Source organism: Pseudomonas sp. NMI760_13, assembly GCF_021283245.1.
Lineage (GTDB): Bacteria > Pseudomonadota > Gammaproteobacteria > Pseudomonadales > Pseudomonadaceae > Aquipseudomonas > Aquipseudomonas peradeniyensis.
On sequence record NZ_JAJSRC010000002.1, the window covers coordinates 44385 to 58469 of the forward strand.

General features: G+C 65.1%; 9 protein-coding genes and 1 tRNA gene. 5 read left to right on the plus strand and 5 right to left on the minus strand.

The annotated features are described in order from the left end of the window. Positions 1 to 14: 14 nt before the first annotated feature. From LU671_RS02080 to LU671_RS02095, 4 genes are all read right to left on the minus strand, one after another. Positions 15 to 1745, minus strand: a complete 1731-nt coding sequence (locus LU671_RS02080; RefSeq protein WP_232854805.1) for a dipeptidase — start codon at positions 1743 to 1745, stop codon at positions 15 to 17. Positions 1746 to 2073: 328 nt separating this feature from the next. After that, positions 2074 to 2150: transfer RNA gene (locus LU671_RS02085), tRNA-Arg, on the minus strand. Positions 2151 to 2235: 85 nt separating this feature from the next. Next, positions 2236 to 3099, minus strand: a complete 864-nt coding sequence (locus LU671_RS02090) for an ABC transporter ATP-binding protein (RefSeq protein ID WP_232854806.1) — start codon at positions 3097 to 3099, stop codon at positions 2236 to 2238. Beyond that, positions 3096 to 4679, minus strand: a complete 1584-nt coding sequence (locus LU671_RS02095) for an ABC transporter permease (RefSeq protein WP_232854807.1) — start codon at positions 4677 to 4679, stop codon at positions 3096 to 3098. The genes LU671_RS02090 and LU671_RS02095 overlap by 4 nt, the downstream gene beginning before the upstream one ends. Before the next feature lie 299 nt (positions 4680 to 4978). Here LU671_RS02095 and LU671_RS02100 point away from each other — a divergent pair, with 299 nt between their 5' ends. Both LU671_RS02100 and LU671_RS02105 read left to right on the plus strand, forming a co-directional pair. Then, positions 4979 to 6019, plus strand: coding sequence for an ABC transporter substrate-binding protein (locus tag LU671_RS02100; protein ID WP_232854808.1), 1041 nt, complete (start codon positions 4979 to 4981; stop codon positions 6017 to 6019). A 28-nt stretch (positions 6020 to 6047) separates the two neighbouring features. Next, positions 6048 to 6953 carry a TauD/TfdA dioxygenase family protein gene (locus tag LU671_RS02105; protein WP_232854809.1) on the plus strand — a complete coding sequence of 302 codons (906 nt, stop codon included), beginning with the start codon at positions 6048 to 6050 and terminating at the stop codon, positions 6951 to 6953. A 117-nt stretch (positions 6954 to 7070) separates the two neighbouring features. Here the strand turns inward: LU671_RS02105 and LU671_RS02110 are convergent, their stop codons facing one another. Continuing rightward, entirely contained in the window at positions 7071 to 7976 is a 906-nt protein-coding gene (locus LU671_RS02110) for a LysR family transcriptional regulator (protein WP_232854810.1), read from the minus strand. Positions 7977 to 8168: 192 nt separating this feature from the next. Between LU671_RS02110 and LU671_RS02115 the strand changes: the two genes are divergently transcribed. From LU671_RS02115 to gabD, 3 genes are all read left to right on the plus strand, one after another. Then, positions 8169 to 10502 (plus strand): TonB-dependent receptor, encoded by a 2334-nt coding sequence (locus LU671_RS02115; protein ID WP_232854811.1) that lies wholly within the window; start codon positions 8169 to 8171, stop codon positions 10500 to 10502. Between the two features lie 17 nt (positions 10503 to 10519). Next, on the plus strand, positions 10520 to 12193 hold the full coding sequence (locus LU671_RS02120) for an aryl-sulfate sulfotransferase (protein WP_203648898.1): 1674 nt from the start codon (positions 10520 to 10522) through the stop codon (positions 12191 to 12193). 326 nt (positions 12194 to 12519) lie between these two features. Then, positions 12520 to 13962, plus strand: a complete 1443-nt coding sequence (gene gabD / locus LU671_RS02125) for an NADP-dependent succinate-semialdehyde dehydrogenase (protein ID WP_028688580.1) — start codon at positions 12520 to 12522, stop codon at positions 13960 to 13962. Positions 13963 to 14085: the final 123 nt, after the last annotated feature.

Below are 14085 nucleotides of genomic sequence, written 5' to 3' on the forward strand. Positions count from 1 at the left end.
AGGCGACGAGAACCTCAGAGCTTCGGCATCTGCCCGATCCGCGCCACCATCTCGCTGACGATCTGCAGGTCGAGCATGAACTGCTCCACGGTCTTGAACTCGTTGTCGTTGTGCCCGGTGTACTTCACGTCCGGCATGGCCAGGCCGAACTGCACGCCATTGGGCAGGTCATGCACCGAGGTGGCGCCGGCGGAGGTGCCGTACTCGTGCTTCATGCCCAGGTTCTCGCTGGCCACGGCCAGCAGGGCCTTGACCCATTCGCCTTCAGGGTTGCGGTACATCGGCTCGTCGAGGGTGTAGTCGAACGCCACCGGGGTCTTGCTCTTGGCCTTCCACGCATCGAGCTTGCCAACGATCTCGCCCTTCAGGGTATCGAGCGACTTGCCCTTGGGAATGCGCAGGTTCACCGCCAGCTTAAGCGCCTTGTCATCCAGGCCGACGAAGGTCAGCGAGGTGGTCAGCGGGCCCATGAAGTCGTCCTTGAAGCCGACGCCGAGCTTGTTGCCCAGGTAGTCCAGGCCCCAGTTGTCGGCGGCGTAGCGGGCAGCGTCGGTGATGTGGTTGTGCTTGAGCGGCACGTCCTTGCCCAGGCCGTTGAGGAAGTCGAGCATGCGCGCCACCGGGTTGACCCCGGACTCGGGCTCGGAGGAGTGCGCCGATACGCCGGTCACGGTCAGCAGCACCTGCTTGCCGTCGACCTTGGCGTCGATGCTGAAGTCGCCGCCATGGCGTTTGACGTAGGCCTCACCGGCCTTGTTCAGCGCCTTGGCCAGGTCGGCCGGCTTGTCGCCGGTCAATGTCGCCACCGAGCTGCCGGGGATCTGGTTGGTGGCCAGGCCGCCGGTAAGGTTGATCACCTCGGCGCCTTTGCCGTCACCGGCACGCTTGGCGAAGGTGGCCATGACGGTGCCATAGCCCTTCTCGGCGATCACCACCGGGTAGCCGCCATCCAGCGCCAGGTTGTAGTCGGGGGTGGCGTTGCGTTCGAAGTAGTAGGGGATGGCGTCGCCGGTGGTTTCCTCGGTGGTGTCCACCAACAGCTTGAACTGGCGCGCCAGCGGCAGCTTCTCGTCCTTGGCCACCTTCAGCGCGTACAGCGCGACGACGATGCCGTTCTTGTCGTCCTCGGTGCCGCGGCCATACATGCGGTCGCCCACCAGGGTGACCTTGAACGGGTCGAGCTTGGTGCCGTCCTTGAGCTTCCAGTTTTCCGGAGTGACCGGTACCACGTCGGCGTGGGCGTGGATGCCGATCACTTCCTTGCCTTCACCGAGGGTGATCTCGTAGACGCGGTTGTCGATGTTGCGGAACGTCAGGCCGAAGCCCTCGGCCAGGGCCTTGATCTTGTCGGCGATCTTGATGAACTCAGGGTTCTCGTGCTGCGGCACACCCTCTTTGCGAACGGTCGGGATTTCCACCAGCTCGCGCAGGGTTTCCTTGGCGGCCTTGCCGTACTTGATGCGGGTGTAAAGGCCCAGCAGGCGGTTGATCTCGTCCTGCTGCTCGGCGCTCAGCGGCTTGCCGGCCAGGTACAGCTTGAGGGTGTCGTCCAGCTTGGCGGCCTTGGCCAGGTCGCTGCCGGCCAGCTTGCCGAGGAACTGCTTGAAGTCGGCCGGGTCGCTGCCGTCGTAGGCCTTGATGATGGCGGCGGACTGCTGCTGGGAGAGGTTGGCCTGGGCCGGGATCGAGAACATGGCCACGCTGGCCAGCAGGAGCGATACGGCGGATAGCTTGGTGAAGGGCATGGGTGTGGGCATTCCTTTGCAAGGGGTGGAGGGTGACCGTTTACGCAAACGGAAGATGCTCAAGCTATCACCAATGACCACCGGCACGGGAGAGGTGGCAATGTGCTTTTCTGCACAAACGTGCAAGCTTTCATCTACGGCGCGGCCTGCAGGTTTATGACAAAAATGCGTATCATTAGCGCTTTTTGTAATAAACATCGTGTCACCAGAGAAGCCCCCTCGAGACCAATGTTCCGGAACTTGCAAGGCCAGATCATCGTGCAGTGCTGAGGCCCGGAAACGAAAAAGCCCCGCCAGAGCGATCTGAGCGGGGCTTTTGCTGATGTCATGGCGCACTCGGCGGGATTCGAACCCACGACCCCTGCCTTCGGAGGGCAGTACTCTATCCAGCTGAGCTACGAGTGCAACGGGCCGCATGATACCCATCTGTGTCGGTGGCGTCCATGGCCTTGATCTGTGGAGTTTTTTCCCAGGGGGACAGCGGGGCCGGTCACAGTGCGATCAGCTCCGGGCGCAGCCCCTCCACCCGCTGTACCGCCGGCTTCAGATATCCGCCATGGCCGGTGATCTGGTGCAGGACCTTTTCGCGCAAGCCATGCAATGCCACGCCGGTGCGCTGGCGCGGGTGCGGCAGGTCGATTTCCACCACCGCCTTGATCCGTCCGGGCCTCGGCTCCAGCACCACCACCCGGTCGGCCAGGTAGGTCGCCTCCTCGGCATCGTGGGTGACCAGCAGGATGGTGATCCCCGAGCGTTCGCGAATCGCCAGCAGTTCATCCTGCAGCTGTTGGCGGGTCAGCGCGTCGAGGGCGCCGAAGGGTTCGTCCAGCAGCAGGATCCGTGGGCTGGCCACCAGGCCACGGGCGATGGCCACGCGCTGGGCCATGCCGCCGGACAGCTGGTGCGGATAGGCCGATTCGAAGCCGACCAGGCCCACCAGTTGCACGTACTCGTGCACGCGCCGGGCGCGCTCGCCCTGGGTGAGTGTCTCGTTGACCAGCCCCAGGCCGATGTTCTGCGCCACCGTCAGCCATGGGAACAGGCGGTGCTCCTGGAACACGATGCCGCGTTCGCCGCCGATGCCGTTGACCGGCTGGCCGTCGACCTGGATCGTGCCGCTGTAGTCGGTGTCCAGCCCCACCAGCAGGCGCAGCAGGGTGGACTTGCCGCAGCCGGAGGAGCCGACGATGGCGATGAACTCGCCTTCGTTGATCGACAGGTCGAAATCGCGGATCGCCTCGAAGGGCTGGCCATCGACGCTGAAGGTCTTGCCGACCCCCTCGAAACTGACCAGCGGCGGCGTGGCGTCGGGTTGGTTGGCCGCGTGCAGGGCCGGGGTGATGAAGGCGTTCATGCGGATCTCCAGCGCGTGGCGCGCGATTCGAGGCGTTGGCCGAGGTGGCCGAGCAGGGCGCCTACCAGGCCGATCAGGACCATGGCGGCCATCACCTGGTCCATGCGGAACAATTGCTGGGCGCCGATCATCAGGCTGGCGATGCCGCCGTCCGAGGGCATGAAGTACTCGGCGCCGATGGTGCCGAGCCAGGCGTAGATCAGCGCCAGGCGCAGTCCGGCGAAGATCGCCGGGGCGGCGCCGGGCAGCACCAGCAGGCGCAGCCGGTGTGGCAGGTCCAGGCGCAGGGCCTGTGCCGCCTCGCCCAGCTGTGGCGGGAGGCTGGCGATGCCGCGCTGGGTGGCGATCAGCAGCGGGAAGAACGCCGCCAAGGCGACGAACACCAGCTTGGCGCCTTCGCCCAGGCCGAACCAGGCAGTCAGCAGTGGCACCCAGGCGAACAGCGCCACCTGGCGCAACGCTGACAGGCTCGGGCCGAGCAGGCGCTCGGCGTTGGCTGACAGGCCCAGCAGCAGGCCCAGCACGAAGCCTGCCCCGCCGCCGAGCAGCAGACCGGCCAGGGTGCGTTGCAGGCTCAGGCGCAGGGCCTCGGGTAACGAACCGTCGAGCAGGCCTGCGTACAGGCTGCGCAGCACATCCAGCGGTGAAGAGAGGATGTTGGCATCGACCCAGCCAAGGCTGTTGGCCGCCTGCCACAGCAGCAACAGCCCCGCGGGCAGCAGCAGGCTTTGCCAGCCGCGTGGCACCTGGCCGCGCAGCTGTTCGCCCGTGACCGGTTGCGGCCAGTGCAACAGGCCGCGTTCCAGGCGTGAGAAGCCGCGATCCATCAGTGCGCCGACCAGGCCGATCAGCAAGATGCAGAGGAACACCAGGTCGAGCATGAACAACTGCCGCCCCCAGACCATCAGGTAGCCGATGCCTTCGCTGGAGGCCAGCAGTTCCACCGCCAGCAATGACGTCCAGCCGGTGGCCAGGGCCAGCCGCACACCGGCAAGAAACGCAGGCAGCGCGGCGGGCAGCAGCAGGCGAAGGAACAGCAGGTGAGGGGGCAGGCGCAGGACGGCGGCGGCTTCGCGCAGTTTAGGTTGGGCATCGCGCACACCCACCAGGGTATGCAGCGTGACCGGCACCACCACGGCCTTGACCAGCACCACCAGCTTGAGCAGTTCGCCGATACCGAAGAACAGCATGAACAGCGGGATCCAGGCCAGGGTCGGGATCTGCGCCAGGGCGATGAAGGTAGGCAGTACCAGGGTCTGCGCCCGCCGTGATCCACCCAGCCAGGTACCCAGCAGCAAGCCACTGGTGATCCCTGCCAGCAACCCCCAGATCAGGCGTTGCAAACTTATCCACAGGTGAGCCCAGAGTTCGCCGGAGCCGAACTCCAGCGCGCTTTGCCAGACCAGCGCGGGGGCAGGCAGGATCTGCTCGCTCATCCAGTGCTCACGGCTGGCGACGACCCACAAGGCCGCCACCGCCAGTGGCACGATCCACGGCAGGTAGGAGCGGCCTTGCGCCGCGAAAGGGCCGCGCAGCGGCCCCCATAGACGGCGTAGGCTTACGCTCAAGACTTCGCTCATCAGGGCACCTCTCAAACCGTTCCTTGTTTATTCGCTTATGGAATTAAAAATTGTCACAAGCGAAACTCAAGAGATAAGAGCATGCGCCCGGTGCATGCGAAAGCCCCGTCCCGTTGCGTTTTCCTCATATTTTCCATGCGTTTCCTGCAAGCCAGCCGCAGGCCCGCATGACGCCTGGTTTATGTCTTCTGGTTACTAAAAAATGAAGTTTTGATCTTTGTAGGTTCTAACCGGACCTGCCTAGCTTCTGGCCCATAGCGCCGGCCATCGCCGGTGGCAGCCTGCCAAGGAGCCTTGCCATGAAAACCGCCTTCCGCCATCTGCTCAGCCCGTTGCTCGCCGCCGTGTTGAGCGCCATGCCCGTGGCAGCCCATGCCGCCCAGCCGGATGTGATCCGCATCGCCGTGCCCGACCTCAGCGCCGGCAGCAAGCCCAGCGCCGGCGGCGTGGTGGATGTGCTGCGCGACCAGCAACTGCTGGAGAAAGAGTTCGCCAAGGACGGCATCCGTATCGACTGGCGCTTCTTCAAGGGCGCCGGCCCCGTGGTCAACGAGGCCCTGGCCAACGGCCAGGCGGACTTCGCCTACCTGGGCGACCTGGCCGCGATCATCGGCAAGGCCAACGGCCTCGACACCCGTGTGCTGTCGGCCGGGGTGCGTGGGGTGAAGAGCTACCTCGGCGTGGTGCCGGGCTCGGGCATCCACAGCCTGCAGGACCTCAAGGGCAAGCGCGTGGCGGTGTTCCGCGGCACCGCCAACCAGCTGTCGTTCGCCAGCGCCCTGGCCAGCCAGGGGCTGTCCGAACGTGAGCTGAAAGTCATCAACCTCGATTTCAACGCGGCCAACGCCGCCCTGGCCGCCAAGCAGATCGACGCCACCTGGGGCCTGTCCAACCTGCTGTCGCTGCGCGAACGCGGGCTGGTCGAGCTGCCGGTCAACTCCCGCGACCTCAAGGGCGCCGGCAGCACCCAGGCGGTGCTGCTCGGTACCGGCGAGTTCATCCGCCAGCACCCCGACCTGGTGCAGCGGGTGGTCAACGCCCAGGAGCAGGCGGTGAAGTGGCTGCGCGACGAACGCAACCGCGAAGCTTATGTGGACCTGGTCGCGAACACCGCCAACTGGCCGAAGGCGATCCTGCGCGACGACCTTGCCCAGGAGAACCTTGCCAACTACTTCGACCCACGCCTGGATGCCGGTTTCGTCGGCCTGCTGCAACAGGGCGTGGACCTGGCCGTCAAGGAGCGCCTGATCCGCCGCGGCTTCCAGGTGGCCGACTGGATCGAACCGCGTTTCATCGATGCCGCACAGCGCCAGGACCAGGCCGTCCAGGCCTCCCGCTGACCCGACAACAACCGTGAGGAGCACGACCATGAGCAACGCCGCACTGGCCACCGCGCCGCAAACCCTCGAACTCGACATCCACCCCGTTGCCGGGCGCATCGGCGCCGAGATCCGTGGTATCAAGCTGTCCGCCGACCTCGATCCGGCCACCATCGATGCCATCCAGGCGGCGTTGGTGCGCCACAAGGTGATCTTCTTCCGGGCCCAGGAGCACCTGGACGACGTGGGCCAGGAGGCCTTCGCCCAGCTGCTCGGCGAGCCGATCGCCCACCCCACGGTGCCGGTGGTCGATGGCACCAGCTACCTGCTGCAGCTCGATGGCGCCGAGGGGCAGCGGGCCAACTCCTGGCACACCGACGTGACCTTCGTCGACGCCTACCCCAAGGCCTCGATCCTGCGCAGCGTGGTGGCCCCGACCGCGGGTGGCGACACGGTGTGGGCCAACACCGCCGCGGCCTACCAGGAGCTGCCCGAGCCGCTGCGCGAACTGGCCGACAAGCTGTGGGCGGTGCACAGCAACGAATACGACTACGCCAGCGTGAAGCCGGATGTCGATCCGGCCAAGCTGGAGCGCTACCGCAAGGTGTTCACTTCCACGGTTTACGAGACCGAGCACCCGGTGGTGCGGGTGCATCCAATCAGTGGCGAGCGGGCGTTGCAGCTGGGGCATTTCGTCAAGCGCATCAAGGGTTACTCGCTGGCGGACTCGCAGCATCTGTTCGCGCTGCTGCAGGGGCATGTGACACGCCTGGAAAACACCGTGCGCTGGCGCTGGCAGGCGGGGGACGTGGCGATCTGGGACAACCGCGCGACGCAGCACTATGCGGTGGATGACTACGGTACCCAGCCGCGCATCGTGCGCCGCGTGACCCTGGCTGGCGAGGTGCCGGTGGGGGTGGATGGGCAACTGAGCCGGACCACGCGCAAGGGCTGAGATCGTTGGGGCCGCTTTGCGGCCCTTTCGCGGCACGAGGCCGCTCCTACAGGAGATCTTGTTCCCCTGTAGGAGCGGCCTTGCGCCGCGAAAGGGCTGCGCAGCAGCCCCTATCCGCTACAACTCGGTATCACAGGCCACCAACTGCCTCACCAACCCCTGCGCCAGTGCCGACAACCCATACCCCACCCGGCTCACCACCCCATAACGGGTGTAGAACGCCTCTTCCTGCCCCGGCGCCAGGTCCACCAGCTTGAGGGCCACCAGGCCGTCATAGGGCCGCAGGTTCGCACTGCAGGCGATGCCGATGGTGTCCGAATGCAGCACAACATTGAGCAGCGCATAGCCATGCTCGCACTCCACGCTGGGCAGAAAATCCTGCCGCCCGCTCAGGTCGCTGAGGATCTTGCGGATGTTCGGCGGGCGAAAGGTGGTGGCCAGCGGGTAATCGAACAGGTCCCGCGCCCTGACCTCGTCCAGCTCGGTCAATGGATGCCCCCGGCGGCAGCAGAAGTGCCAGCGCTGTGGCTTGAGCTTGTGCACCTGGTAGTCCGGGTCGGCCTCGAACTGGCGGGTATCGGCGACGAAGAATTCGATCTCCTCGGCGATCAGCCGCCGGTTCAGCGCCTGCCAGTTGTCCACCTGGAAGCAGGTACGCGCCGCCGGGTATTCGGCAACGAACCGCGCCACCGCCCGCGGCACCAGCCCGCCGGCGGGCGCCGGCCCCGAGCCGAAGCGCACCACGCCGGTGGTGGCGCCATTGAACTGGTTGATCTCGTTGACCAGGTTGTGCGCCCCATGCACCAGCCGCCGCGAATGCTCCAGCACCAGCAGGCCCTGGCGGGTCGGCGCCAGCTCCTTGCTGGCGCGGTCGACCAGGCGGCAGCCGACGTTGTGTTCCAGCGTCTGGATGCTGCGGCTGAAGGCCGATTGCGAGAGGTTCACCGCCGCCGCCGCGGCGACGAAGCTGCGGTGCTCGACAAGGGCGATGAAGTGGCGGAGCTGGCGCAGGTCGATATGCATTTTCTACATGGAAACTTTCGGTGGAATGCAATTGCTGGGAAGGGTTGGGAACCTTATAAAGGGAGTCACTTATTCCACAAAATATGAAATACAAATATTTATATTTCCTAAAAGAATATAAGCCAGCCTGACCGCGATTCGGTTCCGCCAACGGAAATGCTCGCCTGGGCCCTTGCCTCAAGGAGCATCTGCATGTCCCGACTTTCCCGTTGGCCCGCGCGCGCCTCGTTGTTCGTCCTACAACCCCTGGCTGCCGGGATGCTGCTGGGCGCCGCCGGCGGCAGCTTCGCCGACGAGCCCAGCCCCGCACCGGCCGTGGAGCAGGAAGCCAAGCTCGGCACCGTCACCGTCAATGCCCGGCGCCGCGAGGAGACCGCCCAGAGCGTGCCCACGCCGATCAGCGTGCTGGGCAGCGAAACCCTGGAGACCCAGCGCATCTACCGCGTGCAGGACCTGCAACAGCTGGTGCCGAGTACCAACGTCGCCTATGTCCACGCCCGACAGTCGAGCATTTCCATTCGCGGCCTGGGCAACAACCCGGCCAGTGATGGCCTGGAAGGCAGCGTCGGCGTGTACCTGGATAACGTCTACCTGGGGCGCCCGGGCATGGCGGTGTTCGACCTGCTCGATGTCGAGCAGCTGGAGGTGCTGCGCGGGCCGCAAGGCACACTGTTCGGCAAGAACACCACCGCCGGGGTGCTCAACATCACCACCCGCAAGCCGACCTTCCACCAGGAAGGCAGCGTGCAGTCGTCACTGGGCGAGGATGGCTACTGGCAGACCCAGGGCAGTTTCTCCGGCCCCCTGACCGACACCCTCGCCGGGCGCATCAGCGCCTACCACACCGAGGATGACGGCTATGTGAAGAACGTCTACAACGGCCACGACCTCAATGGCGGCAAGCGCCAGGGCTTTCGTACCCAGTTGCTGTTCAAGCCCAGCGAAACCTTCAACCTGCGCTGGATCGGCGAGTACAACGAAGAAGACTCCGATAATGGCATCCTCAGCCTGTACAGCACCGGCCCGACCATCAATGGCGTGAACCGTTATGAAAGCCTGGCTGCGCAGGCCGGCGCCACCCTGGTGTCGGGCAAGGACCGCAAGGTCAACTTCGACGCCGACCAGATGGTCAAGGTGTTCCAGGGCGGCACCTCGGTGGAAGCCAACTGGACCCTGCCCAACGACTTCACCCTCACCTCGATCAGCGCCTACCGCTGGTGGGACTTCACCCCGCGCAACGACGACGGCCTCAACGTGCCGGTGTTCTACAGTGCCGGGGTCTCGGTGCGGGACAAGCAGTACTCGCAAGAAATTCGGCTGGCCTCACCCACCGGCGGCTTCTTCGACTACGTACTGGGCGCGTACTACTTCAAGCAGGACCTGGACAATAAATCGTTCACTTACTACGGGCCGCAGGCCGACGTCTGGAACCTGACCCCGGCCGGCGCCCTGGCCAACGTGAACACCATCGGCAATGGCCATATCGATACCGACAGCTACGCGCTGTTCGCCCAGGGCACCTGGCACCTGACCGAGCGCCTGGACTTCACCGCCGGGGTGCGTGGCACCTACGAGGAGAAAAGCGCCTGGGTTACCCGCGATGCGCCGTCCGGTGGCGCGCCCGTCACCGGTGCGGCGGCCGCCGCCCGTCAGGGCCGGGTGGGCGCCTACGATTCAGGTGACCTCAACCAGTACAGCTTCGCCCCGTCCGGGCTGCTCAGCCTGAGCTACCGCTTCACTGATGACCTGTTGGGTTATGCCAGCCTGTCCCACGGCGAGAAGTCCGGGGGTGTCAATCTGACCGTCGGTGCCGCCCCACGCTTGGGCACCGATTCGCTGCTGGTGGGTACCGAGCGGGCCAACAACGCCGAACTCGGGCTCAAGAGCACCCTGTTCGACAACCGCCTGCAGCTGAACACCAACTTGTTCTGGACTGAAGTGCACGGCTACCAGGCCAACGTCTACGACGAAGCCAACCGTGTGCAGTACCTGGCCAACGCTGGCAGCGTGCGTTCTCGCGGCCTGGAGTTCGAAGCCACGGCCCTGCCGATCCGAGGCCTGACGGTGAACTTCAACGGTTCATGGAACGACGTGCGCTACACCGACTACAAGGATGCGCCGTGCCCGCCCGAGGTGAGCCTGGCCAACCCTGCGGCCACCTGCGACCTGTCCGGTCACCAGGTGGTTGGTGCTTCCAAGTACATCGCCAACCTCAACGGCCAGTACAAGTGGCAGCTCGGCGAACGCATCGAGCCCTACGTCACCGCCAGCTACGCGTTCCGCTCCAAGGCCGTCGGCACCATCGATGACTCCGACTACGGCCAGATCCCCAGCTACGCCATCGTCAACCTGTCCACCGGCGTGCGCCTGGACCAGGGCGACGGCGTGCTCGACCTGTCGCTGTGGGTGAAGAACGCCGGCGACAAGACCTACTTCACCAGCCTGTGGAACTCCGCCAACGGCGGCTATGCCGGCGTGCTGGGCACTCCGCGCACCGTGGGCGCCACCGCCCGTTACGACTTCTGAGCACAAGGAGCTTTGCCATGAATGCCAAGACCCAACCGCACGACCTGCCCGAAGGCGCCTGCCTCACCGCCAAGGTACCCGACCGCGACCAAGCCCTGCTCGGCGACGTGGTGGTCAACCCTTACCGCCTGGCGCCGCTGACCGCGATCATCCGTGACGGCGGACGCACCCTGAGTGCCGCCCATGTGCGGGTGCTGGGCCGCGGCGAGGGCGGTGTCGATATCGTCTACGACGTGTCCGACCGCTCGCTGTGGACCTACGGCGGCATCCCGGTATTCGGCCTGTACCCCGACCACGTCAACCAGGTCGAGGTGAGCTACAAGCTCGATGGCGAACGTATCCGCGAGCGTTACGAAATCTACGCCCCGGCGGTGCGCCTGCCGGTGGTGGCGAAGCAGACCGCCGCGCTGCCCGAGGTGGAGCCGGTCAAGGTCGCGCCCGGTTTCGAGCAGCGTCTGTACCTGTTCAACCACCTGCTGGCCGAGATCCCCGGTGGGCGTGCCTTCAAGTGGAACGGCCTGGGCGGCGCCGCCGAGTGGGACTCGGTAGGCAACAACTGGATCGCCGACAGCAACGGTGACGTGCGCTGGTACCTGGACATAGAGCAGATCCACGACTCCAACCACCGCGACGGCCTGGGCGGCACCATGGGCTTCCACCAGACCCGTGACGGCAAGCTGATCTGGGGCCAAGGCCAGACCTACTCCAAATACGACCTGCTGGGGCGCAAGGTGTGGCAGCGCAACCTGCCGGACAAGTTCGCCGACTTCTCCCACGAGATCCGCGAGACGGTGAACGGCAGCTACCTGCTGCGGGTCGGCACCAGTGACTACCGTCGCCCGGACGGCAAGCGCGTGCGCTCGATCCGCGACCATATCATCGAGGTCAACGAGGCCGGCGACGTGCTGGACTTCTGGGACCTGAACCAGATCCTCGACCCGTACCGCGGCGAGCTGCTGGAAACCCTGGGCAAGGCCGCGATCCAGCTGCCGGACGGTGTGCAGAAACAGGACGACCGGCTGGCCAACGAATTGGCCGAAGGCGACCTGCCGTTCGGCGACACTCCCGGCGTCGGTACCGGGCGCAACTGGGCCCACGTCAATGCCATCGACTACGATGCCGATGACGACAGCATCATCGTTTCAGCACGGCACCAGGGCGTGGTGAAGATCGGCCGCGACAAGCAGGTGAAGTGGATTCTCGCCGCGCCGCAAGGCTGGCCGGCACGTTTGCAGGACAAAGTTCTCAAACCGGTGGGCGAGGGTTTCGAATGGTCCTGGACCCAGCACACTGCCTGGCTGACCGGGCGCGGCACGCTGACCGTGTTCGACAACGGCTGGGGCCGCGACTTCGGGCCGACGAAACTGAGCGGAAACTACAGCCGGGCGGTGGAGTACCGCATCGACGAGGCCAAGGGCACGGTCGAGCAGGTGTGGCAGTACGGCAAGGAGCGCGGTGACGAGTGGTACAGCCCGATCACCTCGGTGGTGGCGTACCGGGCAGAGACTGATACCCAGTTCATCTACTCGGCTTCGGTGAATTTCCTGACGCCCGAGAAGCTGACGACCAGCGTGCTCAATGAAGTGCGTCGCGGCACCCAGGAGGTGGCGGTGGAGCTGAAAGTGCACAGTCGCCAGCCGGGCAGCGTGGGCTACCGGGCGCTGGTGATCGAACTCGACAAGGCTTTCTGATCCAATCCTTCCCCCGGCAGGTTATCGACTAACCTGTGCTGGCCTCTTCGCGGGTAAACCCGCTCCCACAGGTTCACCGCCGATCCTGTGGGAGCGGGTTTACCCGCGAATGGGCGACGCGAATTTCGGACAGGGTGTTCAACCATTCGTTCTTTTTTTCGAACAGCCTATTGTCCAACACCCCAACCCCCGCTTAGCATTCCGTTTGAGATTTCAAACGCTCGGCACCCAGGCGTCGAACACCCTGGTGCACGAATTTGTGACGGCCGCCCCCGCTCGGGGGCGCCTTTTCAACAATCAATAATTCGCAGTAAAGGGAAGCCGACATGCAGCTCAAAGACGCTCAGTTGTTCCGCCAGCAGGCCTTCATCAACGGTGAATGGCTGGATGCGGACAGCGGTCAGACCATCAAGGTGACCAACCCGGCCACCGGTGAGGTGATCGGTACCGTGCCGAAGATGGGCGCCGCCGAGACCCGCCGCGCCATCGAGGCCGCCGACAAGGCGCTGCCGGCCTGGCGCGCACTGACTGCCAAGGAGCGTGCCGGCAAGCTGCGTCGCTGGTTCGAGCTGATGATCGAGCACCAGGACGACCTGGCCCGCCTGATGACCACCGAGCAGGGCAAGCCACTGGCTGAAGCCAAGGGCGAGATCGCCTATGCCGCCTCGTTCATCGAGTGGTTCGCCGAGGAAGCCAAGCGCGTGTACGGCGACGTCATCCCTGGCCACCAGCCGGACAAGCGCCTGATCGTCATCAAGCAGCCGATCGGTGTAACCGCCGCCATCACCCCGTGGAACTTCCCGGCCGCGATGATCACCCGTAAAGCCGGCCCGGCCCTGGCCGCCGGTTGCACCATGGTGCTCAAGCCCGCTTCGCAGACCCCGTACTCCGCCCTGGCCCTGGTCGAGCTGGCTACCCGTGCCGGCATCCCGGCCGGTGTGCTGAGCGTGATCACCGGCAGCGCCGGCGAAGTCGGCTCCGAGCTGACCGGCAACTCCCTGGTGCGCAAGCTGTCCTTCACCGGCTCCACCGAAATCGGCCGCCAGCTGATGGAAGAATGCGCCAAGGACATCAAGAAGGTTTCCCTGGAGCTGGGCGGCAACGCTCCGTTCATCGTGTTCGACGACGCCGACCTGGACAAGGCGGTCGAAGGCGCGATCATCTCCAAGTACCGTAACAACGGCCAGACCTGCGTCTGTGCCAACCGCATCTACGTGCAGGACGGTGTCTACGACGCGTTCGCCGAGAAGCTGAAAGCCGCCGTGGCCAAGCTGAAGATCGGCAACGGCCTGGAAGAAGGCACCACCACTGGTCCGCTGATCGACGGCAAGGCTGTCGCCAAGGTCCAGGAGCACATCGAGGACGCCGTCGCCAAGGGCGCCAAGGTGCTGTCCGGTGGCAAGATCATCGAAGGCAACTTCTTCGAGCCGACCATCCTGGTCGACGTGCCGAAAACCGCCGCCGTCGCCAAGGAAGAGACCTTCGGCCCGCTGGCGCCGCTGTTCCGCTTCAAGGACGAGGCCGAAGTCATCGCCATGTCCAACGACACCGAATTCGGCCTGGCCTCGTACTTCTACGCCCGCGACATGAGCCGCGTGTTCCGCGTCGCCGAGGCCCTGGAATACGGCATGGTGGGTATCAACACCGGCCTGATCTCCAATGAAGTGGCGCCGTTCGGCGGCATCAAGGCTTCGGGCCTGGGCCGTGAAGGCTCCAAGTACGGTATCGAGGACTACCTCGAAATCAAATACCTGTGCATCAGCGTCTGATCGCCAGGTAAACGCTTTTACCTCTGCCAGCGGGGCGCGAGAGCGACGTCTCGCTGGCCTTTTTGACATAGCGGTACCTGGTGGCCAGGGCATGTGTGGCAGTCGATCAACGAATACTGTGCA